This window comes from Pseudomonas frederiksbergensis (assembly GCF_001874645.1).
Taxonomy (GTDB): domain Bacteria; phylum Pseudomonadota; class Gammaproteobacteria; order Pseudomonadales; family Pseudomonadaceae; genus Aquipseudomonas; species Aquipseudomonas frederiksbergensis_B.
Genome location: NZ_CP017886.1, coordinates 229781 through 252625, shown reverse-complemented (window position 1 = coordinate 252625; position 22845 = coordinate 229781). Strand labels below are relative to the sequence as shown.

22 protein-coding genes are annotated in these 22845 nt (G+C 59.3%); 14 read left to right on the top strand and 8 right to left on the bottom strand.

The annotated features are described in order from the left end of the window. The first annotated feature begins 132 nt into the window (after window positions 1–132). The 5 genes from benA (at window position 133) to dnaQ (ending at window position 4664) form a co-directional block, all read left to right on the top strand. Window positions 133–1497: a benzoate 1,2-dioxygenase large subunit gene (gene benA, locus BLL42_RS01110; RefSeq protein WP_071550371.1), complete on the top strand. Its 1365-nt coding sequence runs from the start codon at window positions 133–135 to the stop codon at window positions 1495–1497. Next, entirely contained in the window at window positions 1494–1982 is a 489-nt protein-coding gene (gene benB / locus BLL42_RS01105; protein WP_071550369.1) for a benzoate 1,2-dioxygenase small subunit, read from the top strand. The genes benA and benB overlap by 4 nt, the downstream gene beginning before the upstream one ends. A gap of 10 nt (window positions 1983–1992) precedes the next feature. Further along, the gene (gene benC, locus BLL42_RS01100; protein ID WP_071555663.1) at window positions 1993–3036 is read left to right on the top strand and encodes a benzoate 1,2-dioxygenase electron transfer component BenC; all 1044 of its coding nucleotides are present in this window, start codon (window positions 1993–1995) and stop codon (window positions 3034–3036) included. Further along, window positions 3020–3793 (top strand): 1,6-dihydroxycyclohexa-2,4-diene-1-carboxylate dehydrogenase, encoded by a 774-nt coding sequence (locus BLL42_RS01095; RefSeq protein ID WP_071550367.1) that lies wholly within the window; start codon window positions 3020–3022, stop codon window positions 3791–3793. The genes benC and BLL42_RS01095 overlap by 17 nt, the downstream gene beginning before the upstream one ends. 112 nt (window positions 3794–3905) lie before the next feature. Further along, window positions 3906–4664: a DNA polymerase III subunit epsilon gene (dnaQ, locus tag BLL42_RS01090; protein ID WP_071550365.1), complete on the top strand. Its 759-nt coding sequence runs from the start codon at window positions 3906–3908 to the stop codon at window positions 4662–4664. Between the two features lie 108 nt (window positions 4665–4772). Here the strand turns inward: dnaQ and BLL42_RS01085 are convergent, their stop codons facing one another. Genes BLL42_RS01085 through BLL42_RS01065 form a run of 5 tightly spaced genes read right to left on the bottom strand, consistent with a single transcriptional unit; the run spans window position 4773 to window position 11469 of the window. Continuing rightward, window positions 4773–6959, bottom strand: coding sequence for a lipase family protein (locus tag BLL42_RS01085; RefSeq protein WP_071550363.1), 2187 nt, complete (start codon window positions 6957–6959; stop codon window positions 4773–4775). Window positions 6960–6971: 12 nt separating this feature from the next. Then, a complete protein-coding gene (locus BLL42_RS01080) occupies window positions 6972–7766 on the bottom strand; it encodes a hypothetical protein (protein ID WP_071550362.1) in 795 nt (264 codons plus the stop codon). Window positions 7767–7778: 12 nt separating this feature from the next. Beyond that, window positions 7779–8552, bottom strand: a complete 774-nt coding sequence (locus tag BLL42_RS01075) for a hypothetical protein (RefSeq protein WP_071550360.1) — start codon at window positions 8550–8552, stop codon at window positions 7779–7781. Further along, window positions 8549–9403, bottom strand: coding sequence for a DUF4123 domain-containing protein (locus tag BLL42_RS01070; protein ID WP_071550359.1), 855 nt, complete (start codon window positions 9401–9403; stop codon window positions 8549–8551). The genes BLL42_RS01075 and BLL42_RS01070 overlap by 4 nt, the downstream gene beginning before the upstream one ends. Next, window positions 9400–11469: a type VI secretion system Vgr family protein gene (locus BLL42_RS01065; RefSeq protein WP_071550358.1), complete on the bottom strand. Its 2070-nt coding sequence runs from the start codon at window positions 11467–11469 to the stop codon at window positions 9400–9402. The genes BLL42_RS01070 and BLL42_RS01065 overlap by 4 nt, the downstream gene beginning before the upstream one ends. 354 nt (window positions 11470–11823) lie before the next feature. Between BLL42_RS01065 and BLL42_RS01060 the strand changes: the two genes are divergently transcribed. Next, complete coding sequence (locus BLL42_RS01060; protein ID WP_071550357.1) at window positions 11824–14079, top strand: Orn/Lys/Arg family decarboxylase; 2256 nt, start codon at window positions 11824–11826, stop codon at window positions 14077–14079. Window positions 14080–14093: 14 nt separating this feature from the next. Further along, window positions 14094–14708 (top strand): GNAT family N-acetyltransferase, encoded by a 615-nt coding sequence (locus BLL42_RS01055; RefSeq protein WP_071550356.1) that lies wholly within the window; start codon window positions 14094–14096, stop codon window positions 14706–14708. On the opposite strand, the gene BLL42_RS01050 is transcribed toward BLL42_RS01055, so the two are convergent. Both BLL42_RS01050 and BLL42_RS01045 read right to left on the bottom strand, forming a co-directional pair. Further along, window positions 14674–15567: a LysR substrate-binding domain-containing protein gene (locus BLL42_RS01050; RefSeq protein ID WP_071550355.1), complete on the bottom strand. Its 894-nt coding sequence runs from the start codon at window positions 15565–15567 to the stop codon at window positions 14674–14676. The two genes, BLL42_RS01055 and BLL42_RS01050, sit on opposite strands and share 35 nt — an antisense overlap. Window positions 15568–15654: 87 nt before the next feature. Continuing rightward, window positions 15655–15891, bottom strand: a complete 237-nt coding sequence (locus BLL42_RS01045; protein ID WP_071550353.1) for a hypothetical protein — start codon at window positions 15889–15891, stop codon at window positions 15655–15657. A gap of 184 nt (window positions 15892–16075) precedes the next feature. Here BLL42_RS01045 and BLL42_RS01040 point away from each other — a divergent pair, with 184 nt between their 5' ends. Both BLL42_RS01040 and BLL42_RS01035 read left to right on the top strand, forming a co-directional pair. Further along, on the top strand, window positions 16076–16633 hold the full coding sequence (locus BLL42_RS01040; RefSeq protein ID WP_071550351.1) for an NADPH-dependent FMN reductase: 558 nt from the start codon (window positions 16076–16078) through the stop codon (window positions 16631–16633). 99 nt (window positions 16634–16732) lie between these two features. Continuing rightward, window positions 16733–17836: a DUF2855 family protein gene (locus BLL42_RS01035; protein WP_071550349.1), complete on the top strand. Its 1104-nt coding sequence runs from the start codon at window positions 16733–16735 to the stop codon at window positions 17834–17836. A gap of 85 nt (window positions 17837–17921) precedes the next feature. Here the strand turns inward: BLL42_RS01035 and BLL42_RS01030 are convergent, their stop codons facing one another. Continuing rightward, complete coding sequence (locus BLL42_RS01030) at window positions 17922–18872, bottom strand: DUF1853 family protein (protein ID WP_071550348.1); 951 nt, start codon at window positions 18870–18872, stop codon at window positions 17922–17924. Window positions 18873–18976: 104 nt separating this feature from the next. Here BLL42_RS01030 and BLL42_RS01025 point away from each other — a divergent pair, with 104 nt between their 5' ends. From BLL42_RS01025 to BLL42_RS01005, 5 genes are read left to right on the top strand one after another with little or no spacing between them, the layout of a single operon-like run. Beyond that, complete coding sequence (locus BLL42_RS01025; RefSeq protein WP_019690613.1) at window positions 18977–19867, top strand: NAD(+) kinase; 891 nt, start codon at window positions 18977–18979, stop codon at window positions 19865–19867. After that, window positions 19864–20838: a metallophosphoesterase gene (locus BLL42_RS01020; RefSeq protein WP_408004040.1), complete on the top strand. Its 975-nt coding sequence runs from the start codon at window positions 19864–19866 to the stop codon at window positions 20836–20838. The genes BLL42_RS01025 and BLL42_RS01020 overlap by 4 nt, the downstream gene beginning before the upstream one ends. Next, complete coding sequence (locus BLL42_RS01015) at window positions 20835–21710, top strand: rhomboid family intramembrane serine protease (protein WP_071550345.1); 876 nt, start codon at window positions 20835–20837, stop codon at window positions 21708–21710. Before BLL42_RS01020 ends, BLL42_RS01015 begins: the two co-directional genes overlap by 4 nt. Before the next feature lie 44 nt (window positions 21711–21754). After that, on the top strand, window positions 21755–22015 hold the full coding sequence (locus BLL42_RS01010) for a YeaC family protein (protein ID WP_071550343.1): 261 nt from the start codon (window positions 21755–21757) through the stop codon (window positions 22013–22015). Further along, the gene (locus tag BLL42_RS01005) at window positions 22012–22842 is read left to right on the top strand and encodes a DUF2797 domain-containing protein (RefSeq protein WP_071550341.1); all 831 of its coding nucleotides are present in this window, start codon (window positions 22012–22014) and stop codon (window positions 22840–22842) included. Before BLL42_RS01010 ends, BLL42_RS01005 begins: the two co-directional genes overlap by 4 nt. The last annotated feature ends 3 nt before the right edge of the window (window positions 22843–22845 follow it).

The following is a 22845-nucleotide window of genomic DNA, read 5'->3' as shown; positions in this document are numbered from 1 at the left end:
CGTGTACGCGCCCCCGCAGGGTTATGTGCGTTTTGCACAAAACGGATAAAGGTCTGCACCCAGCGGATATTGTCCCTGCATCAGCCGCCCTAGCATGAGCCTGCCTGAATAAAAACAATGGAGGCGGCGGCCATGTCCCTGCGACCCGAATACCTTCACTCCCTGCTTGAAGAAAACAAAGACCAGGGCCTCTACCGCTGCAAGCGGGAGATGTTTACCGACCCACGGTTGTTCGATCTCGAGATGCAACACATCTTCGAAGGCAACTGGCTGTACCTCGCCCACGAGAGCCAGATTCCGAACAAAAACGATTTCTACACCACCACCATGGGCCGTCAGTCGATCTTCATCGCGCGCAACAAGGACGGCGAGCTCAACGCATTCATCAACGCCTGCAGCCACCGTGGCGCGATGCTCTGCCGACACAAGACCGGCAACAAGTCTACCTACACCTGCCCGTTTCATGGCTGGACGTTCAACAACTCCGGCAAGCTGCTCAAGGTCAAGGATCCAGCGTCGGCCGGCTACCCGGCGAGCTTCAACTGCGAAGGCTCCCACGACCTGACCAACGTCGCGCGGTTCGAATCCTATCGTGGCTTCCTGTTCGGCAGCCTCAAGGCCGACGTGGTGCCGCTGGTCGAGCATCTGGGCGAGTCGGCGAAGATCATCGACATGATCGTCGACCAGTCCGCCGATGGCCTTGAAGTACTGCGCGGATCAAGTAGCTACATCTACGAAGGCAACTGGAAACTCACCGCCGAGAATGGCGCCGATGGCTATCACGTCAGCTCCGTGCACTGGAACTATGCAGCCACCCAGAACCAGCGCAAGCAGCGCGAATGCGGTGACGAGCACCCAACCATGAGCGCCGGCACCTGGGCCAAGCAGGGCGGCGGGTTCTACTCCTTCGACAAAGGCCACATGCTGCTCTGGACCCGTTGGTCGAACCCTGAAGACCGGCCGCTGTACGAGCGCCGCGATGAGCTGGCCAAGGATGTCGGTCAGGCTCGCGCCGACTGGATGATCGAGAATTCGCGCAACCTGTGCCTGTACCCCAACGTGTACCTGATGGATCAGTTCAGTTCACAGATCCGCATCGCCCGGCCGATCTCGGTCAACCGCACCGAAATCACCATCTACTGCATCGCTCCCAAAGGCGAAAGCGACAGTGCACGTTCGAGCCGGATTCGTCAGTACGAGGATTTCTTCAATGTCAGCGGCATGGCGACCCCGGACGACCTCGAAGAATTCCGCTCCTGCCAGATGGGCTATCAGGGCAGCACCACCGCCTGGAACGACATGTCCCGTGGCGCCGCGCACTGGGTTGAAGGTGCCGACGAGGCGGCCAAAGAGATTGATCTGCATCCGTTGCTCAGTGGCGTGCGCACCGAAGACGAAGGCCTGTTCGTGCTGCAACACAAGTACTGGCAGGAAACCATGCTCAAGGCGTTGAGCGAAGAGCTGTCGGTCTTGATCAAGGTGGAGGCGTTGTCATGAGCATCACTTACGACGCCGTGTGCGATTTTATCTACCGCGAAGCGCGCTACCTCGACGACAAGGAATGGGACAACTGGCTGGAGCTGTATGCCGCGGACGCGAGCTTCTGGATGCCGTCCTGGGACGATAACGACGAGCTGACCGAGGACCCGCAACGGGAAATTTCACTGATCTGGTACGGCAACCGCACGGGCCTGGAAGACCGCATTTTCCGGATCAAGACCGAGCGCTCCAGCGCCAGCGTGCCGGACACCCGGACCTCGCACAACATCAGCAACATCGAACTGCTCGAACAGGCCGATGGGCTGTGCAAGGTGCGCTTTAACTGGCACACCCTGAGCTTTCGCTACAAGACCGTCGACAGCTATTTCGGCAGCAGTTTCTACACCCTTGACGTGCGTGGCGACAGCCCGCTGATCAAGGCCAAGAAAGTGATCCTGAAGAACGACTACGTTCGTCAGGTGATCGATGTTTACCACCTGTGAGGCGGCCGTCATGACTCATTCCATCGCACTCAATTTTGAAGACGGTGTCACCCGATTCGTTGACGCCAATCCCGGCGAAACCGTGGCCGACGCTGCCTACCGCCAAGGCATCAACATCCCGCTGGACTGCCGCGACGGCGCCTGCGGCACTTGCAAATGCTTCGCCGAAGCCGGGCATTACGATCTGGGCGAGGAGTACATCGAAGACGCCCTCAGCGGCGAGGAGGCCGAACAGGGTTTTGTGCTGACCTGCCAGATGCGCGCCCTCAGCGACTGCGTGGTGCGCGTGCCGGCATCCTCGGACGTCTGCCGCACCCAACAAACCCGCTACAGCGCGGCGATCAGTCAGGTGCGTCAGCTGTCGGACAGCACGATTGCGCTCTCGATCAAGGGCGACGCCCTGAGCAAACTGGCGTTCCTGCCGGGGCAGTATGTCAACCTGGGTGTTCCCGGCAGCGAGCAGACCCGTGCCTATTCGTTCAGCTCGTTGCAACGCGACGGTGAAGTCAGTTTCCTGATCCGCACTGTACCGGGCGGGCTGATGAGCAGCTTCCTCACCGGCATCGCCAAGGCCGGCGACAGCATGAGCCTGGCGGGACCGTTGGGCAGTTTTTACCTGCGCGATATTCAGCGTCCGTTGCTGCTGTTGGCGGGTGGCACCGGCCTGGCGCCATTCACCGCCATGCTGGAGAAAATTGCCGATCAGGGCAGTGAGCATCCGTTGCACTTGATCTACGGCGTGACCCACGATTTTGACCTGGTGGAACTGGACCGACTGCAAGCCTTGGCTGCGCGGATCCCGAATTTCAGTTTCAGCACCTGCGTGGCCAACCCGCAAAGCGCGCACCCGCTCAAGGGCTACGTGACTCAACACATCGAACCCAGGCACTTGAACGACGGCGATGTCGACGTCTACCTCTGCGGCCCGCCGCCGATGGTTGAGGCAGTCAGCCAGTTCATCCGCGAGCAGGGCATCGCGCCGAAAAACTTCTACTACGAAAAGTTCGCTGCAAGTGCTGCGCAAGCGGGAGGGTTTGATGAACAGATTCCATGAGAAAGTCGTGCTGATTACCGGCGCGGCCCAAGGGATTGGTCGTCGCGTCGCCGAGCGCATGGCCGCCGAAGGTGCGCAGTTGATTCTGGTCGACCGTTCCGAGCTGGTGTTTGAGCTGCAAGAACAATTGGGGCAGACCTGCGAGGTGCTGACCCTCACTGCCGACCTCGAACAGTACGCCGAGTGCCATCGCGTGATGACGGCGGCCATCGAGCGTTTTGGCCGTCTGGATGTGTTGGTCAACAACGTCGGCGGCACCATCTGGGCCAAGCCTTACGAGCACTACGAAGAACGGCAGATCGAAGCTGAAGTCCGGCGTTCGCTGTTTCCGACCCTGTGGTGCTGCCATGCCGCGTTGCCGTTCATGCTGGAGCAGGGCAGCGGCGCCATCGTCAACGTCTCATCGATTGCCACGCGCGGTGTCAATCGCGTGCCTTACGGCGCGGCCAAGGGCGGGGTCAATGCGCTCACCACGTGCCTGGCGTTTGAAACCGCCGAGCGGGGCGTGCGGGTCAACGCCACCGCGCCGGGCGGCACCGAAGCGCCGCCACGGCGGATCCCGCGCAACAGTGCCGAGCAAAGTCCACAGGAGAAGGTCTGGTATCAGCAGATTGTCGATCAAACCGTCGACAGCAGCCTGATGAAACGCTATGGCACGATTGACGAGCAGGTCGGGGCGATCCTGTTTCTGGCCTCTGACGATGCAGCTTATATCACTGGGCTGGTGATGCCGGTCGGCGGCGGTGATCAGGGCTGAGTCCCGGCCGTCCGCAGCCGACAGTTGTCCTGTCGGCTGTCGCTGGCACTTTCAAGCTCTGTGTTAACATCGCCGCCTTATGCAAAACGGCACGAAGAGGGGTTGAAAGAAGATGGCTCAGAGGATGGTGGTGCTCGACACCGAAACCACCGGCATGCCGGTGACCGACGGCCACCGGATTATCGAGATCGGTTGCGTCGAGTTGATCGGTCGACGCCTGACGGGCCGGCATTTCCACGTTTACTTGCAACCAGACCGGGAAAGTGACGAGGGCGCGATTGGCGTCCACGGCATCACCAACGAGTTTCTGGTGGGCAAGCCGCGCTTCGCTGAAGTGGCCGATGAATTTTTCGAGTTCATCAAGGGCGCGCAGCTGATCATCCATAACGCGGCGTTCGACGTTGGCTTCATCAACAACGAATTTGCGCTGATGGGTCAGCAGGATCGAGCGGATATCACCCAGCATTGCTCGATCCTCGACACCTTGATGATGGCCCGTGAGCGTCACCCCGGCCAGCGCAACAGCCTCGATGCCTTGTGCAAACGCTATGGCGTCGACAACTCCGGCCGTGAACTGCACGGCGCCTTGCTCGACTCCGAGATTCTCGCCGACGTTTACCTGACCATGACCGGCGGTCAGACCAGTCTGTCGCTGGCGGGTAACGCGTCTGACGGCAATGGTTCGGGCGAGGGTTCGGGCAATCGGGCGAGCGAGATCCGTCGTTTGCCCGCCGATCGCCAGCCGACGCGGGTCATTCGCGCCAGTGAAGCGGACCTGGCCGAGCACGTTGCGCGCCTTGAAGTGATCGCCAAGTCTGCCGGTGCCCCGGCGCTCTGGACCCAGCTGGCCGAGGCCAAGGCACAGGGCTGATTGCAGCCCCTGGAGCTGCCGCAGGCTGCGATCTTTTACTCATCAATGCCAAATACTTCGGCCCGGTAATCTTCACCGGGTCGTCCATCTCGTCCAGTGTCGCTTCAGTTAGACAATCGAATCGATATCCAGTGTATGCGGTGCACCAATGGTGTGGCCGTAGATCGAAGCGGTCTGTGTGCTGTCACTGCCGCTTGATGGCGCCATGGCCAGTTGTTCAACGACCTGATTCTGCGGGTGTGCCTGCCAGCGGGGCAGGTTGTCTGCCAGTCGTTCAGGTTGCTCCGATAACTGTCCATACACATCTTTCTGGCTAACGCTCATGTAACGCAGAGTGGCCAGGCGAGTGCGGGTGGTGTGTACCTTGTCGACCTCACGATTGATTGCACCTATCGCCTGTTCGTGGGCTCGTACATACGCATCGGGACGCGCCAGTAAATCACGGCACTTGTCACGCAACTGCTGGGTGATTCCTATCAGTGCGCTTTCTATCCATTCAAACTCCCGCTCGGTCACCAGGGAACGCCTGGACTCCTGGGCTTCTTGCCAACGCCGCAGGGTGGCCCAGCATGCCGGAATGTACCCGCCGGCCATCAAGTGGTTGCCGGCGCTGAATACTTGCGTCAGTAACCCCGGCCGATCCGGCAGGCCGTTTTTTTGCTGGAGCGCCACGCTGCACGCGGCGTGCTGGGTAATGGTGTCGCAGCCGGGCTCCCAGAGGATCGAGGACTGTGCCTTGCGGCCAAACTCCACCGGCATGAAGTGACGCAAGGTGCCGTGGTGTTCGTAGGGTTCTCCCGTCCAGTTGGTGATCCCCGCGACGAACACCGAGAGGCCGAGCGGTACGTTGACGAAGGTTAAGGCCAGCCCCGAGCCGAACACCTTCGCCTTGGTGTTCATCCAGGTGCCGGGCACGCTCGGCACCGGGTCGTTGTGGTTCACCATGCGGTAATGCACCAGTGGGGCGGCACCTTTGGCGAAATTGGCGTCACCGGCGCGGGGCGCGCCGTAGGTGTAGAGCTGGATGTCGTAGCCTTCAGGACTGCGACGCAACATCTCAGAGAGTAACAACGCTACTGCGCCACCCAAGCTGTGGCCGCAAATCAGCAGCTTTTGTCCGGCATAGAACTTGTCGAGATATTTCACAGCGAAGCCGTAGGCTTTTTGCGCGGCCTCATAAAAACCACGGTGTACCTTGCTGTCGGTGTCTTCAAATGGCACTTGAAACGCATCGGCATCGCGCAGGCCATCCGCGACGAGTTCATAAGTGCCACGCACTGAAATCAGGATCAGTTCGTCGTTGTGGGTAATGAACGCCTGGGTGTCGGTGGCTTCTACCCCAAGCTTTCTATCGTCGAGGAAGTGGATCTTGGCGGGGTGTTCCTGATCTTCACGCAGTTTTGGATCGTTGACCGGATAGAGAGTGGGATCGAACGGCACAATCTCCAGCCGCTTGGAATACGGCACCTCTTCATACAACGGGTAATAGGCGTTGGTTTGCGTGGAGTCGACCCTCCACAGTTCATCGAACTTGGCCAATGCATCCCCGAACCAGTTACCTACGCTCGGTTGCAGGGGAAAACTCACGGTCTTGGTTTTAACAGGTTGGTCTTCAGGCTGCTGACCAAACGGGCAATAACTCAAGGTCGCCATCAGCGCGAGTTGGTAGAGGTTGAGCGCGCAGAATTCGGAGCCGGTGGACAACATGGGGCGCAAGGCCCGTAGTGGGCGGACTTCCAGCACCGTGTGTTTTTGCGGCATGAGGGCAACGCCGAGCTGGCCATGTTTACCCATGATTTTCGCCGGCCCTGAACTGACGGGGTAATGGCGATAAACCTCAGGAGGCAAATGCGCGACATACTCGACCAGATGGCGTACTTCCACCTGATAGTACTCATCAGCGCAGGCTTGTGCGGGGTTGTCTTTCGTGCGGGTGGCGTTGTTGTTCAGGTAGCGGGTTTGTTCAGCGCGGACTTGAAGTTCGGTGATCTTGAGCGGGTAATGCGGTCTTGTCTGTAGGTCTTTATAGAGTTCCTCTGTCCCTTGGTACATCTGATCAAGGGTGAGCGCAATGGGGCCTGCAAAGTGGTTATCCACCTTGCCATTGCCTGTGGCATCCAACCGGCCAGTGTACTTTTGCCCTTCTGAATCGGTGACTTCATAGGCTAATCCGGCATAGGGTTCACCTGAGCCGAGTTCATCCACCAACTGAAAGCTGGTCCACTTACCTTGCACGGGGCAGGCAAGCACGCGACTGCTTAAGGGTGAGTTCAGTTCTTTATCCATTAGTGTCATTTCGTCATTTCCTTATTCTGTACAGCCAGGGTAAATGGTGCACTTCTGCCCATCCGGCATTTGAAAACCGCTGAAATCTGTGTGATTGCCATTGCAGTAAGCACGTTGATCTTCAAAACCTTTGCCCATGCAGCGTTTCCAGCCATTGGGTACCTTGACCCAGGTATCTCCCCAGCCGGGCCTTTCCTCATCCGCCAACTTGATCGTCATCTTCACGGTTTTTCCCGGTAGTTGATCCAGGGTGTAGGCCGAGAACGGGCGACCACGCGCCGGCTCGCCCTGTGCATCGGTTTCTTTGCAGTCGAGGATTTTTCTGAGGATGCGGGGCTTGCCTGAGGTGCGGAACAGCCATTGGCATTGCCCATGGAAGGTACTTTCGCCCGCTTCGTTGAAGGTGCCCTTGTACTGTTCCTCCAGCTCATCGCGAATGGCGACCACGGCGTCGTCCCCTCCAAAATCTCGCCGGGTTTTGCCGTAGGTGGCGTTTATCTCCAGCTTGATGCGCCTGATCACCAAGGGGCAGCCGCTGACCGTTCTGCGAAGGGCGATTTCAGAATTGGGTGTGTAGGATTCACGCCACTTCAAGTTGAACCCCACTTCCGTGTTTCTCCCGCCCGGCACGCTGCAAGTTTCCCCTTTGGCCGGCTCATACACGGCGATGGCCTGATAGGCAAAATCGGGCGGTAAATCAGCGGTAAAGGTGAACGTGTTCGGCTGACCGGTGGCGCAGCCTGCGGTTAAAGCGAGGCAACAACCCAAGGCAGGGATTTTAAACCGCGACTTCACCTGCGAATTCAACGTTGTCATTGGGTAATGTCCTTATTCCGTGCAGCCAGGGTAAATGGTGCAGGTGCGGCCATCCGGCATTTTGAAGGTGCTGAAATCTGTGTAATCGCCATTGCAGTAAGCACGTTGATCTTCAAAACCTTTGCCCATGCAGCGTTTCCAGCCATTGGGTACCTTGACCCAGGTATCTCCCCAGCCGGGCCTTTCCTCATCCGCCAACTTGATCGCCATTTTTACGGTTTTACCCGGTAGCTGATCGAGGGTGTAGGCCGAGAACGGGCGACCACGACCCGGCTCACCCAGTGCATCGGTTTTTTTGCAGTCGAGGATTTTTACAATGCGTCGCGTTACCCCCATGGTGCGAAACAGCCATTGGCATTGCCCATAGAAGGTGCTTTCGCCCGCTTCGCTGAAGGTGCCTTTGTACTGCTCCTCCAGCTCATCGCGAATGGCGACCACGGCAGTGTCCCCTCCAAAATCTCGCCGGGTTTTGCCGTAGGTAGCGTTGATTTCCAGTTTGATGCGCCTGATCACCAACGGGCAGCCATTGCGGGTTCTGCGAATGGCTATTTCGGCATCAGGCTTGTATTCCGTTCTCCACTTGTCATTGAAAACCGGCGCTTTGTTGTCCCTCGATTCGACGGAGCAGGTTTCACCTTTCGCGGGCACGTAGTAAACCGCTGCAACGTAAGCAAAATCGGGCGGTAGATCGGCGGTAAAGGTAAACGTGTTCGGCTGGCCGGTGGCGCAGCCTGCCGTTAAAGCGAGGCCGCAGCCCAGACTTGCGGTGTGTAGCATGCGTTTCATAGCGGGGCGTCTCCTTGCCAAAATGCCGTTGCCTGAGACACCCGCTCGAAGTGTTCGATCGGGTTCTCATCAGGGCGCACTTGCCAGTGCACGGGCAGTGTATAGGCTGGCGCTTTCAAGCTCTGAGTCAGCAGAAACGCCAACTGCTCCGGTGCCGACCATCCCCACGCGTCAGCCAAGGCCAATAGGCTGCTCAACCACGCCTCGTGATCCTGTTGTTCGGCGAGCCTGGCGTAGGCCTCAACATGTTCTGCCAGCAGATGGCGATGAGCATTGGCCAGACGAGCCTCCGTGGCCTGGAGTTTGGGCACAGGCATCTGCAGCCACAGCGGTTCATCAGGCACTGGACACGCACCGGGAGCGGGATTGTCAGTACTGGCCCAACGCTCCCCTTGCCAGTAACACACGCTGATTGCCGGCCCGAGATAGGCCGGGTAGGCCTCGACGGGTAAATACTCGACGGCGCGGGCCAATACGCGGTTGTCGTGAAAGCGGTACAGCGCCTGCTGGGGCCGGGCGCCAATCATCAGGCGTTCGCGCCAATGCTTGGCCAGCGCGAGCAGGTCACCGTGTTGAAGGCTGGCAAACCAGCCCCAGTTGCGCTCCGGCACCTTGAGCAATTCATGGAGGCGTGGGTCGTCAGGATTATCGAGGATAAAGATGAACGGCCCGACGTCGGCCAGTTCAGCCACCGGGGTTTCGCGGTACACGCTCAGGTACTGATCGAATGGGAGGGTCTTCAACAAGGAACGGCGCATTTCGTGTTCATCGGCTGAGTCCAGAACGAGGCAGAGGGAGTGCCCAAGGCGTCGTTGTTCGCTCATCCATTGACGAGGTAGTGAGTGGGTCATGCGGCGGCTCCTTGCGTCAGACAGAGGCCCGCTCGACAGGCTTCGCAGAGGGGACAGAAATCTGAACCCATGGTTTTGCTGGCGGCCATGAGCGTGCTCTGCGAGGGCGCAATGATTGGCGGCAGTTGCGCTGGCGCCGACAAGGCGTCCAGCACGCCGGGCAGCAATGGCGACGCGGCTGTCCCGGCAACCGGCGCGCCACCGATTGCCATCTCGCTGCTGCCGAAGATTGCGCCGTGGCCAAGCACGAAGTGTTGATCGCCGGCCTTCAAGGTAATGCTCCCCCCTGCATCCAGCACCAGATTGCCACCGGCCTTGATATGTACATCCCAACCGGCTTCGATCACAAGGGTTTGCCCGATACGGGTGTGGCTGCTGCTGGCGACATTCAGATAGTCGTTGGCCTTGAGCTGGACTTTTCGATCCGCCGTGACCGTGCGCTGTTCTTCGGCCTCCAGCACCGTGATGCTGTGGCCCTTGATGGTTTCCCGACGTTCATTGCCCACTTCCAGCCGACTGTCGTTTTCGACCTTCTGCTCCATGTCGCGCTGGGCACGCAGGTAGATCAACTCCCGACCGATGCGGTCTTCCAGATGCAGTTCATTGAAGCCGCTGCTGTCCGGCGAACTGCGGGAGCGGAACACGCTACGGGTTTTGTGCTCCGGCAGTTCATAGGGCACCGGGTTGGCGCTGTTGGCCAGGCAGCCGCTGATCACCGGCTGATCGGGGTCGCCGTCCTGAAAGCTGACCTGCACTTCCATCCCGACCCGCGGGATGGTGACACTGCCATGGGCATTACCGGCCCAACTGGTGAGCACCCGCAACCAACAGCTGCTTTTATCGTCGTAGCGACCTTCGCGATCCCAGTGAAACTGCACCTTGACCCGACCGTACTGATCGCAGTGGATCTCTTCGCCCTTGGGGCCGGTGACCACGGCGGTCTGGGTGCCCGGGATTCGCGGTTTTTTGTGCGTCAGTGGCGGGCGGTAGAACACATCCCAGGGCGTGGCGACGAATCGGTTGCGATAGCCCTGAAAACCATCTCCGTCAGCGGCGGTGCTGGTCATATCGCTTTCAAGGGCCTGCGGTTGCCAGCCTTCGTGATGAACCTCGGTCAGCAACCAGAGGTCGTTCCACTCCTCGAGTGGATGTTCGGACAGTGGCAGAAAGTGCCCGGAGGCCAGAGCGGCCTGATCACTGTTGCCGCAAGCCAGACGGTAGTCGGCACGGTGGCGTTCCAGGGCGCGCCGACTGAGGAGCTTGCCACGCTCACGGTGGATAAAGCGGCCAGGATAAGCGTAGTCCTCCAGATCCGGTTGAACCTTGTCGGCGTCGGGGCGATAGCCGGACTCGAGTAGCATGCGGGCCTTTTCGAAGTCATAATCGCGGCGCGTGACGTGGCTGGGGCGAGCCGCCAGCTGCACTTCAAACCGATTGATCACGGGCCCCTCGGCGACCATGCCGCTGTCTTGTTTATAGGGCGTTGGTTGGTCGAGCCGGGGGAACACGGTCTGATCGTCGCCAAACACCAGCACATGCTGATCGCGGCTGTGCCGGAAGTGATAATGCAGGCCTTCCTCCTGGCAGAGGCGCTGAATGAAGTCCAGGTCGGACTCCTCGTATTGCACGCAGTAGTCACGCGCAGGGCAGGGCGAGCCCAGTTGAAACTGGTAGGCATCGCCAAGGATCCCGTGCTCTTCCAGTATCCGCGCGATGATCTGCGGGACAGCCAGTTGCTGGAACATGCGCTGGTTAGTGCGATATGCCAGATAAGCCAGCTGTGGCACCAGGGTCAGGCGGTATCGGGCCAGGCGATTGACTGAGTCGCCTTGGGCAAAACTGTGAATCTGTCCATGAATACCTGCACCGTTTTCGTCGAACGCCAAAAAGGCGTGTTTATACATCAGGCTTTCGAGCTCCAGCCTGGGGCGCTCGCTGACCAGTTCGACAATGAAGGCGTAAGGCTGGCTGATGAACTCCTTGCCGGTGAACGAGAGGACTTGAACGTCGTGCATGAAGTCGTCGATCGTCAGGCTGAAACGGCTTTGCGGATTAGCGTTGAACATCCATTGTTCCTTCTGCGATGGCTAAGGACTCTCACACCTGAATCGAGTCATCCAGCTGTAATGACACGAACGCTAACAAAATCGCAGAGGGGAAAATGTAGGAGAGGTCCCGAAGGATTGAAGGACGTTGCCGTAATAGGTCAAGCCCCATCAGGCCATTCGTTGCCCGTCACGCAAATCGCCTTGGAGGGGCTCTAAGGTCAAAAGATCGTCCGAACGCGGCCCGAGCCTTCGCCAGCGCCTACATTGACCGTGTGTGTCCCTGATAATCTGTCCTCTCGCCACATCAGCCTCAACCCTCTACCCTGAGGGTATTGGCAGACTACGGTCTGCCGCCTCAGGACGCCGAGCCCCATGTATAAAGACTTGAAGTTCCCGGTCCTTATTGTCCACCGCGACATCAAGGCTGACACGGTCGCCGGTGATCGTGTGCGCGGCATCGCCCGGGAGTTGGAACAGGAAGGCTTCAGCATCTTTTCGGCCGTGGACTACGCCGAAGGACGACTGGTCGCTTCGACTCACCACGGCCTCGCGTGCATATTGATTGCCGCCGAAGGCGCCGGGGAAAACACCCACCTTTTACAGAACATGGTCGAGCTGATTCGCGTGGCCCGTGCCCGTGCACCGAATTTGCCGATCTTTGCCCTGGGCGAGCAGGTCACCCTGGAAAATGCCCCGGCCGATGCCATGAGCGAATTGAACCAGTTGCGCGGCATTCTTTATCTGTTCGAAGACACCGTGCCGTTTCTGGCGCGCCAGGTCGCCCGTGCGGCGCGCAGCTACCTCGATGGCTTGCTGCCACCGTTTTTCAAGGCATTGGTGCAACACACCGCCGATTCCAACTATTCCTGGCACACCCCAGGGCACGGTGGTGGCGTGGCCTATCACAAAAGCCCGGTAGGGCAGGCGTTCCACCAGTTTTTTGGGGAAAACACCCTGCGTTCGGACTTGTCGGTCTCGGTGCCGGAGCTCGGCTCGCTGCTGGACCACACTGGGCCGCTGGCGGAAGCCGAGGCGCGTGCGGCGCGTAATTTCGGCGCTGATCACACGTTTTTCGTGATCAATGGCACTTCGACGGCCAACAAGATTGTCTGGCAAGCCATGGTCGCACGTGATGATCTGGTGCTGGTGGACCGTAACTGCCACAAATCGGTGTTGCACTCGATCATCATGACCGGGGCGATTCCGTTGTACCTGTGTCCGGAGCGCAATGAACTGGGGATCATCGGGCCGATTCCGCTGAGTGAATTCAGCCGCGAATCGATCCAGGCCAAAATCGACGCGAGCCCGCTGACCAAGGGCCGAGAGCCCAAGGTCAAATTGGCGGTGGTGACCAATTCGACTTACGACGGCCTCTGCTACAACGCCGAGCTGATCAAGCAAACCCTGGGCAACAGCGTCGAAGTCTTGCACTTCGACGAAGCCTGGTACGCGTATGCGGCGTTTCACGAGTTCTTCGCCGGGCGTTATGGCATGGGCACCTCGCGCACTGAAGACAGTCCGCTGGTGTTTACCACTCATTCCACTCACAAACTGCTGGCGGCCTTCAGTCAGGCATCGATGATTCACGTGCAGGACGGTGGCGCTCGGCAACTGGACCGCGACCGTTTCAATGAAGCGTTCATGATGCATATCTCCACATCACCGCAATACAGCATCATCGCCTCGCTGGATGTGGCGTCGGCGATGATGGAAGGCCCGGCTGGTCGTTCGCTTTTGCAGGAAATGTTCGATGAAGCCCTGAGTTTTCGCCGGGCGCTGGCCAACCTGCGCCAGCACATCGCCGCCGACGACTGGTGGTTCTCAATCTGGCAACCACTGCTGGTGGAGGGGATAAACCGGGTGACGACCTCGGACTGGCTGTTGCAGCCCGAAGCTGACTGGCACGGTTTTGGCGACATCGCGGAAGATTACGTGCTACTGGACCCGATCAAAGTGACGCTGGTGATGCCGGGACTGACGGCGGGTGGCGCACTGAGCGAGCGGGGGATTCCAGCGGCAGTGGTCAGCAAGTTCCTCTGGGAACGCGGGCTGGTGGTGGAAAAAACCGGTCTGTATTCATTTCTGGTGCTGTTTTCCATGGGCATCACCAAGGGTAAATGGAGCACCTTGCTCACCGAGTTGCTCGAATTCAAACGCAACTACGACGCCAACGTCAGTCTGGCGGCGTGTCTGCCGTGTGTCGCGCAACGAGACGTGGCACGTTATCAGGGCATGGGGCTGCGTGACCTGTGCGATCAATTGCACGCCTGCTACCGCAGCAACGCCACGGCCAAGCACCTCAAACGCATGTACACGGTGCTTCCGGAAGTCGCGATGAAACCGGCCGACGCCTATGATCAATTGGTCCGTGGCGAGGTTGAGGCGGTGTCAATCGACAATGTGCAGGGACGCATCGCTGCGGTGATGCTGGTGCCGTACCCGCCGGGGATTCCGCTGATCATGCCGGGCGAGCGCTTCACCGAGTCGACGCGCTCGATCATCGATTACCTGACGTTCGCCCGCACGTTCGACAGCAGCTTCCCGGGTTTCGTCGCCGATGTGCACGGTCTGCAGCATGAAGACGAGGGCAATGGGCGGTGTTACACCGTCGATTGCATCAAGCTTTGAGGACCTTTCCCAGTATGCAACCGGTCATCAACCCCAAGCACCCGGGTCTGGCGGTACGTGTCGCCGATCAGGGATTCGCTGCGTATATCTGGGGCAGCGACTTCAGTTTTGAGGTCCGGGCTTACGCGGCCGCAGAGATCAATAAACCGGTGGATCAGTGGCCGCTGGAAACCATCACGCCCTACCGCAAATGCTACGGCATTGACCCGCAAGAGTTCGCCAGTTACCAGAACGCGGCCGACAGCGCGATTTTCATGGCGTTTCTCGACGATGCCCCGGTGGGGCACATCGTGATCAGCACTAACTGGAACGGTTTTGCCCATATCGATGAGCTGGCGGTGCACGCCCCGGCGCGTCGCCACGGGGTGGCCAAGGCGTTGCTGGATGTCGCGCAGTTCTGGAGTCGCAAGAAGAAACTGCCGGGCATCATGTTGGAAACCCAGAACAACAACCTGGGAGCCTGCCGGCTGTATGAGCGTTGCGGCTATGTCATGGGTGGCATCGATCACCTGCGTTATCGCGGCATCGACCCGCACACTGCTGAGGTGGCGTTGTTCTGGTATCGGTTGTTCGATAATCCGTTGGAAAATCCGCTTAGCTCGCCAACATCGCCTCGGCTTGTTCCTTGATGATGTCCAGCAGTGCCTGGATGGCAGGAGATATGGCCGCATTGTTGAGGGTCAAGGTGTAGAGGCTGATAGGGACGGCCGGTGACAGCGGGCAAACGTCCAGGCCACTGGCCTTGGCGCCGATCGCGGTAAACGGATCGACAACGGCCAGACCTTCGCCGGCCTCGACCATGCTGCGCATCATCTGATGGGTCTGAACCCGGGTTTGCACCACCGGTGCCGGGCGCAAGGCGTGCAGCTTGCTCTCAAACATCACGCTGAGCGGGTCGTGGCCTTCCAGCCCGACCATCGACTGGCCGGCCAGGTCCTGCACTGAAACGTATTTTTGCTTGGGTTGCAGCCAGCCATGGGGCGCCAGGAGCTGGAGTTTGCCTTGGGCAACGACCTGACACTGAATGTCGGGGTGGTCGGGGTCGTGCAGGCTCAAGCCGAGATCGCTTTCACGCAGCAGCAGGCTTCTGACGATTTCACGCGTGGGTTGGCTGAGCAGCGAGCAGGGCGCATCCGGGAAACGTCGACGCAGGGTGGCAATGCTCTGTGGCAACAACTGTTGCGCCAAGGGTGGCGTGCAAATGATCCGCAACGGGGGCGCCAGGTACTGTTTGAGGCTGCTGGCCAGCCGCTGCACCGGTTCAAGCGCTTCGTAGACGTGAGCAATCTCGACCTGCAACTCCCGCGCCTCGCGGGTGGCCTGCAAGCGCCCGCGCACGCTGGCAAACAGCATGAAGCCGAGTTGATCCTCGGCTTCGCGCAAAATCCCCTCGACCCCGGCCACCGGCAGTTGCAGCATCTCGGCAGCGGTGCCCAGATGACCAGTTTGCAGGAGCGCCTGGATCACTTCGATATGACGTAAACGCATGCATGAAGTCCATGTTCGGCAGGTGAGGGGTCAGTGACTGAATCCTAACCCAAGTCCGTGCCTATGACTTCAGCTCATAACGGTCGCTTATGAGGCGACGTTTGATTCGGGCTCACGGGTGATGGTGACGCCCGATTGCACCAATACAAATTCGTTGTCATCGAGTTTGTTCACGCGATCGCCAATAGCCAGCTTATAGGTGGTGACAGGCGCAGGGCCGGCGATACCGTCCTGCGACGGGGTGGATTCCTGGAACTCATGCACTGAATAAACACGGCCTTCCGCGTCTCTTGCATGGAATTGTCCGACGAGTACTGCTGCCATCTGCTTAGAACCTCTGGAGATAAGTCACTCAATTTGCGGTTCTGTAGACCGTCGATAAGCTTGGTAAGTTTTCCTACAGGAAAAAAATAGTACTTAACTGCTATTCCGCGACAAGGAGCACGTGAAGTGCTGCCGAATCATCTATAACTACAGGCTCCTTTAGCCAGATAGTCGGGAATTCCCAATGAGCAAGGTCTATACGGTTGCTGTCCTGGTTGGCAGCTTGAGAAAACAGTCGATCAACCGCAAAGTCGCGCTGGCGCTGGCTGAACTGGCACCGGCAAACCTCAGGCTGAACATCGTCGAGATTGGCGACCTGCCGCTCTACAACGAAGACATCGACGTAACACCGCCGGCAGCCTACAGCACTTTCCGTGATCAGGTGAGGACATCCGACGCGGTGCTGTTTGTGACACCGGAATATAACCGCTCGGTGCCTGCGCCCCTGAAGAACGCCATTGACGTCGGTTCCCGGCCTTATGGCAAGAGTGCCTGGGGCGGTAAACCGGGTGCGGTGATCAGCGCTTCGCCCGGCGCTATCGGCGGTTTCGGTGCTAACCACCATTTGCGTCAATCCATGGTGTTTCTCAATGTGCCCTGCATGCAGCAACCGGAAGCCTACCTGAGCAACGCCGGTTCGGCGTTCGACGACTCGGGCAAGGTGTCCGAGTCGGTCCGGCCGTTTTTGCAGAACTTCATCAACGCCTACGCTGAGTGGGTCGAGCAATTTAACAAGGCGTGATCGGGTGGCGGCCAGTGCTTGCGCTGAGGAAGTGCTGGCCAGTCGGCTGTTGATCGAACCATTGAATTTTGGACAGCCACGCGACAAGGAGTAGGAACAATGCAAAGCCCTGGCACGGTGACACGGCTGATCACTCGTAAAAACGCCATCGACCAGAGTCGTGTCGAGCGTGAACAGCGCAGCCTTATTCCGGCGGCGGGTGAAGTGATCCTGAAAATTGATCGCTGCGCGCTAACCACCAATAACATCTCCTACGCAGCCTATGGCGACTTGATGAATTACTGGGGGTTCTTTCCGACAGGACAATCGGAGTGGGGCCACATCCCGGCCTGGGGGTTTGCCGATGTGCTGGCCTCTGAAGTCGATGGCATTGCGGTAGGGGAGCGCTTTTATGGGTACTTTCCACTGGCCAGTCATCTTTGGGTACGTCCGGACCGGGTGACCGAGCGCGGCTTTTATGATGCCGTGGAGCACCGTCAAACACTGTCATCGACTTACAACCAGTACACCCGTTGCAGCTGGGATCGGTACTACAGCGAGGCGTTCGAAAACCTGCAGATATTGCTAAATCCGCTGTTTTTGACGTCGTTGATGTTGGCGGATTTCCTGCAAGACAATCAGTTCTTCGGTGCGACTCGTCTGGTGTTCTCCAGCGCTTCGAGCAAAACCGCTTTCGGCACTGCGGTTTGCCTGGAGGGTCAGTCAAATCTGGAACGAGTGGCACTGACATCGACCGGAAACAAGGCGTTTGTTGAACATCTCGGGTGTTACGAGCGTACGCTCGGGTACGCCGAATTGGCCTCGTTGCCCGCTGACCGTCCGACGTTGTACGTGGACTTCTCCGGCGACCTGGACTTGCGCGATCAAGTGCATCTGCATTTTGCCGAGCGATTGGTTTACAGCTGCTTTGCAGGTTCCGCCCAGAGCACGGATGAGCCGCAATTGAGCGCTATAACAGGGCCGCAGCCGGCGTTTTTCTTTGCACCGATCCAGATTCGCAAACGCAGCGCCGAATGGGGGGCGCAGCGGCTCAGCCAGTATTTCGGCGAGGGGGTTCAGCAGTTTTATCGGAAAGTGACGGCACCGGCCAACCCATTGCTCAGGGTGGTGGAGAGTGATGGACTTGAAGCGGCGCAAACGGTGATTTCGCGGCTGTTTCATGGGAAAATCGCGGCGATCGAGGGGCATGTGATCCGTTTGTGATATCGCAACCTCACCAATAACCCGTGGCAGCTGTAAATCCTGAGTCCGCGATTAATCTGAGGTGCCCGTTCAGACGCCACAAGGCTCAACTCTGCCCCGGTACGTTCGGCCACAGATCCGCCACCAGAAACAGCCGCTCGGCTTCGTCCCAGTCACCGTCGCCGTTTTCGGTCAGGCGTACCAGCAACTGTGCGGGCGCCTGAGGGTCGAGCCCGGTCAGCCAGGTCTCCAGTTGCGTGCGGTCCCACGTGTGCTCGGCAGGATAGTGGGCGGGCGCGAGCCAGGCGTGTCGTGGCAATGGTTGCCAGCGACCGGGCGGGCTCTGGGCGATAAAGTGTGCCCAGTCTCGTTGATGCAGCCAGCGTCCTTTGAGGTGCTGCGGATGGGCACAGTCGGGTGACCGGGCTTTGCCGGGCCACGGATACAGCAGATAACCGCCCAGCCACAGGTGTGCGCTGAACCGCAGGATGTCCAGCGCGGCCAACGCATCGCGGCTTTCGGGGCGAGCGGAGATCGGCAGTTGATGGTGGGTCAGATGCGCCAGCTTGCGGTCCAGTCGGTCGTGACAGCCCGGGCCAAGCCATTGGGCGGTGTTTTGGCCGTTGCCGTTCTGTGGTCCCAGGTACAGCTTGATCGCGAGCTCCAGGTGATGCACGCCGTCGCGGTCACGCAGCAGCATGTCCAACTCGCCCAGGGTATGGCCCTCGCGGCGGATCGGCAGGTTGGCGGCAATCAACTCGACCCCCGGCGCGTGCTGCACGGCAAACTGCCAGAGGCGTTCGTAATACAGGCCCAGACGACGAGTCGGGCCGAGCGCCAGCCAACGCTGCAATTCACGGCTGTCCTGATCCAGTTGAAGCAGCCAGTGTTCCAGTCGTTCGGGGGCTTGTACCCAGTCGCTGCCAGCCAGTGGATGGCGTTGTGGCCAGGGTGTTTCGCTGAGCATCGGTGGCGCGAGGATGACCCAGGCCAGGTCGCGCACTTCGGGATGGCGCAACTGACGAGGCAAAGTAAGCAAGTCAGGAAATAAGGTCATCTTGCGAGCATAGCGCTTTGGTTCGCGGCTGAAAGGATTTTGTCTACGGCCCGCTTTCGCCCATAATCGTGTTTTTCGCCGTCGCAGACCCTCGCAGGAGCCCCATGGAGCAATTTCGCAATATCGGCATCATCGGTCGCCTGGGCAGTTCGCAGGTGCTGGATACCGTTCGCCGACTGAAAAGATTCCTCCTTGACCGGCACTTGCATGTGATTCTCGAGGACACCATCGCCGAAGTCCTGCCCGGCCATGGCCTGCAAACCTCATCGCGCAAGATGCTCGGTGAAGTGTGTGACATGGTGATTGTCGTTGGCGGTGACGGCAGCCTGCTGGGCGCCGCTCGGGCATTGGCACGGCACAACATTCCGGTGCTGGGGATCAACCGCGGCAACCTGGGCTTTCTGACCGACATTCGCCCGGATGAGCTGGAAGTCAAAGTCGCCGAAGTGCTCGACGGGCACTATCTGGTCGAAAACCGCTTCCTTTTGCAGGCCGAAGTTCGCCGTCACGCCGAGGCCATTGGCCAGGGCGACGCGCTGAACGACGTGGTGCTGCACCCCGGCAAGTCGACGCGGATGATCGAGTTCGAGTTGTACATCGACGGCCAGTTCGTCTGCAGCCAAAAGGCCGACGGTCTGATCGTCGCGACACCCACCGGTTCGACGGCGTATGCGCTCTCAGCCGGTGGCCCGATCATGCATCCCAAGCTCGATGCCATTGTGATTGTGCCGATGTACCCCCATACCTTGTCAGGAAGGCCAATTGTGGTCGATGGAAACAGCGAGCTGAAAATCGTCGTGTCCAAGGATATGCAGATTTACCCGCAAGTCTCCTGTGACGGGCAGAATCACTTCACCTGCGCCCCCGGTGACACCATCACTGTGAGCAAGAAGGCGCAGAAACTGCGGTTGATTCATCCGCTGGATCACAACTACTACGAAGTCTGCCGGACCAAGCTTGGCTGGGGCAGCCGGTTGGGTGGTGGAGGCGACTGATGCTCGATCCCGCGCGTAGCTACGACCTGATCGGTGACGTGCACGGTTGCGCTCATACCCTTGAGCATTTGCTGGACCGGCTCGGGTACCAAAAATTGGCTGGCGTCTGGCGCCATCCGTCACGCATGGCCGTGTTTCTCGGTGATGTCATCGACCGCGGCCCGCGGATTCGCGAAGCGCTGCACATCGTTCACGACATGGTCGAGGCCGGTCAGGCGCTGTGCATCATGGGCAATCATGAATTCAACGCGCTCGGCTGGAGCACCCCGGCACCCCCCGGCAGCGGCAAGCAGTACGTGCGCGATCACACGCCACGGCATGCCCGTCTTATCGATGAGACCCTGACCCAGTTTGCTGATCACCCGGCGGACTGGCATGACTTTCTCGCGTGGTTCTACGAGATGCCGCTGTTCGTCGACGCCGGGCGCTTCCGGGTGGTCCATGCCTGCTGGGACGGTGGCCTGATCGACGTGCTGCGCGCGCAACACCACGACGGTCGCGTCGATGAGCACTTCGTCCAGGCGGCGGCGGTTTCCGGCAGTTTCGCCTGCATGGCGTTCGACCGCTTGCTGCGCGGCACCGACATGCGCCTGCCGCACGGTTTGACCATGACCAGCGGCGACGGTCTGACGCGCTCGTTCTTCCGCACCAAATTCTGGGAAGACAACCCGCAAACCTATGGCGACATTGTGTTCCAGCCGGACGCCTTGCCCGAGCCCGTGGCCCGCACGCCGCTGTCGCCGGTAGAAAAAGATACCCTGTTGCGCTACGGCATCGACGAACCGCTGTTGTTTGTCGGGCACTACTGGCGCAGTGGCAAACCGGCGCCGATCCGTCCGAACCTGGCCTGTCTGGATTACAGCGCCGTGTTGTACGGCAAGCTGGTGGCCTATCGGCTGGACCAGGAAACCCGTCTCGATCCACGCAAATTTGTCTGGGTCGATGTCGAACGGCCAGAGGTATTGCAATGAGTATTGTTGCTGTTTTACGTCTGCCGCTGGCGGTGGATCTCAGTGGTTTCGTCCAATTGCTGCAACGCATGCACGTGCCGCATCGGGTCAGCGAAGAAGCCGGCGAACAGGTGCTCTGGGTGCCTGACGCGATCAGCGAAGACGTGCGCTCGCTGTACGAACGGTATCCTGCGGGCGATCCCGAACATCAACTGGATATACCGGCTGCACACGCGAATATTCAGCGTCCCGGGTTCGTCGAGCAACTGCGCCACAGCCCGGTGACAGCGCTGATTCTGCTGTTGAGCATGATCGTCGGTGCGGTGACGCTGCTCGGTGAGAACCTCGATACGATGCACTGGCTGACGTTCCTAGAGTTTCGCGTGGTGGGCGAGTACATCCATTTCACGCCGTTGGCCGACAGTCTGGCTGCGGGGCAGTGGTGGCGTCTGGTGACACCCATGCTGATCCACTTCGGCATTCTCCACCTGGCCATGAACGGCATGTGGTACTGGGAACTGGGGCGGCGCATCGAGTCGCGTCAGGGCAGTATCAATTTGCTGGGGCTGACGTTGCTGTTCAGTCTGGTGTCGAACTACGCCCAGTATTATTACGGCGGCCCGACGTTGTTCGGCGGCCTGTCCGGGGTACTTTATGGCCTGCTCGGGCATTGCTGGATCTACCAGTTGTTGTCGCCGAACCCGGCTTATCGCCTGCCTCGCGGGGTGTTGGTGATGATGCTGGTGTGGCTGCTGCTGTGTATGTCGGGGCTGATCTCGATGATCGGCTTCGGCGAAATTGCCAATGCGGCGCACGTCGGCGGGTTGCTCGTCGGATGCCTCACCGGTTTGTTGGGCGGCTTGTACAGTCGCCGTAGACTCTCTGTCCAATAAATCGCCGTCTAAATTGCTATGTGAATAACGAGCGCGGAGACCTGATGTCCTCTTTTAACGAAATGATCAAAAACATCACGCCGGAGATCTACCAGAGCCTGAAACTGGCGGTAGAAATCGGTAAGTGGTCTGACGGTGGCAAGCTGACCGCCGAACAGCGCGAACTGTCGTTGCAGGCGATGATCGCCTGGGAAGTGCAGAACCTGCCCGAGGAAGAACGCACTGGCTACATGGGGCCGCAGGAATGCAGTTCGAAGTCGATCACTGTGCCCAATATCCTGTTCAAGTCGGATGCCATCCATTGATCGAGATTGGCCGCGGTGCAATCAGCAAGATGTCGGCGCGTCTCGACGCGTCGACCGTGCAATACGCTTTTCGCCTGGGCGATACCGAGGTGCCGGTCAATCCGATGATTGGCAGCACGGTTCGGCTGGAGTACCTGGGGGCGATCCACTGCATCCATTGCGGGCGCAAAACCAAAACCAGCTTCAGCCAGGGTTACTGCTACCCGTGCATGACCAAACTGGCGCAGTGCGATGTCTGCATCATGAGCCCGGAGCGTTGCCATTACGATGCCGGGACCTGCCGTGAACCGGCCTGGGGCGAGCAGTTCTGCATGACCGACCACGTGGTGTATCTGGCCAATTCGTCGGGCGTCAAAGTCGGGATCACCCGCGCCACTCAGCTGCCAACCCGCTGGCTCGATCAGGGCGCCAGCCAGGCATTGCCGATCATGCGCGTGTCGACCCGTCAGCAATCCGGCTTCGTCGAAGACCTGTTCCGCAGTCAGGTGGCCGACAAGACCAACTGGCGCGCCTTGCTCAAGGGCGATGCGCCGCCGGTCGATCTGAAACAGATTCGTGATCAACTGTTTGAACGCTGTACCGAGGGCATGCAAGGACTGCAGGAACGTTTCGGTTTGCAAGCGATTCAACCGGTGTTTGATGTCGAGCCGATTGAAATCCGTTACCCGGTCGAGCAGTACCCGGCCAAGATTGTCAGCTTCAATCTGGACAAGAACCCGATTGCCGAAGGCACGCTGATGGGGATCAAGGGCCAGTACCTGATCTTCGATACCGGCGTCATCAATATTCGTAAATACACGGCCTACCAGCTCGCCGTGCATCAGTAGAAG

Bases quoted from the DNA above. Each gene is read 5' to 3' on its own strand.
- benA (WP_071550371.1), top strand. From the start codon at position 133: ATGTCCCTGCGACCCGAATACCTTCACTCCCTGCTTGAAGAAAACAAA.
- benB (WP_071550369.1), top strand. From the start codon at position 1,494: ATGAGCATCACTTACGACGCCGTGTGCGATTTTATCTACCGCGAAGCG.
- benC (WP_071555663.1), top strand. From the start codon at position 1,993: ATGACTCATTCCATCGCACTCAATTTTGAAGACGGTGTCACCCGATTC.
- BLL42_RS01095 (WP_071550367.1), top strand. From the start codon at position 3,020: ATGAACAGATTCCATGAGAAAGTCGTGCTGATTACCGGCGCGGCCCAA.
- dnaQ (WP_071550365.1), top strand. From the start codon at position 3,906: ATGGCTCAGAGGATGGTGGTGCTCGACACCGAAACCACCGGCATGCCG.
- BLL42_RS01085 (WP_071550363.1), bottom strand. From the start codon at position 6,959: ATGACACTAATGGATAAAGAACTGAACTCACCCTTAAGCAGTCGCGTG.
- BLL42_RS01080 (WP_071550362.1), bottom strand. From the start codon at position 7,766: ATGACAACGTTGAATTCGCAGGTGAAGTCGCGGTTTAAAATCCCTGCC.
- BLL42_RS01075 (WP_071550360.1), bottom strand. From the start codon at position 8,552: ATGAAACGCATGCTACACACCGCAAGTCTGGGCTGCGGCCTCGCTTTA.
- BLL42_RS01070 (WP_071550359.1), bottom strand. From the start codon at position 9,403: ATGACCCACTCACTACCTCGTCAATGGATGAGCGAACAACGACGCCTT.
- BLL42_RS01065 (WP_071550358.1), bottom strand. From the start codon at position 11,469: ATGTTCAACGCTAATCCGCAAAGCCGTTTCAGCCTGACGATCGACGAC.
- BLL42_RS01060 (WP_071550357.1), top strand. From the start codon at position 11,824: ATGTATAAAGACTTGAAGTTCCCGGTCCTTATTGTCCACCGCGACATC.
- BLL42_RS01055 (WP_071550356.1), top strand. From the start codon at position 14,094: ATGCAACCGGTCATCAACCCCAAGCACCCGGGTCTGGCGGTACGTGTC.
- BLL42_RS01050 (WP_071550355.1), bottom strand. From the start codon at position 15,567: ATGCGTTTACGTCATATCGAAGTGATCCAGGCGCTCCTGCAAACTGGT.
- BLL42_RS01045 (WP_071550353.1), bottom strand. From the start codon at position 15,891: ATGGCAGCAGTACTCGTCGGACAATTCCATGCAAGAGACGCGGAAGGC.
- BLL42_RS01040 (WP_071550351.1), top strand. From the start codon at position 16,076: ATGAGCAAGGTCTATACGGTTGCTGTCCTGGTTGGCAGCTTGAGAAAA.
- BLL42_RS01035 (WP_071550349.1), top strand. From the start codon at position 16,733: ATGCAAAGCCCTGGCACGGTGACACGGCTGATCACTCGTAAAAACGCC.
- BLL42_RS01030 (WP_071550348.1), bottom strand. From the start codon at position 18,872: ATGACCTTATTTCCTGACTTGCTTACTTTGCCTCGTCAGTTGCGCCAT.
- BLL42_RS01025 (WP_019690613.1), top strand. From the start codon at position 18,977: ATGGAGCAATTTCGCAATATCGGCATCATCGGTCGCCTGGGCAGTTCG.
- BLL42_RS01015 (WP_071550345.1), top strand. From the start codon at position 20,835: ATGAGTATTGTTGCTGTTTTACGTCTGCCGCTGGCGGTGGATCTCAGT.
- BLL42_RS01010 (WP_071550343.1), top strand. From the start codon at position 21,755: ATGTCCTCTTTTAACGAAATGATCAAAAACATCACGCCGGAGATCTAC.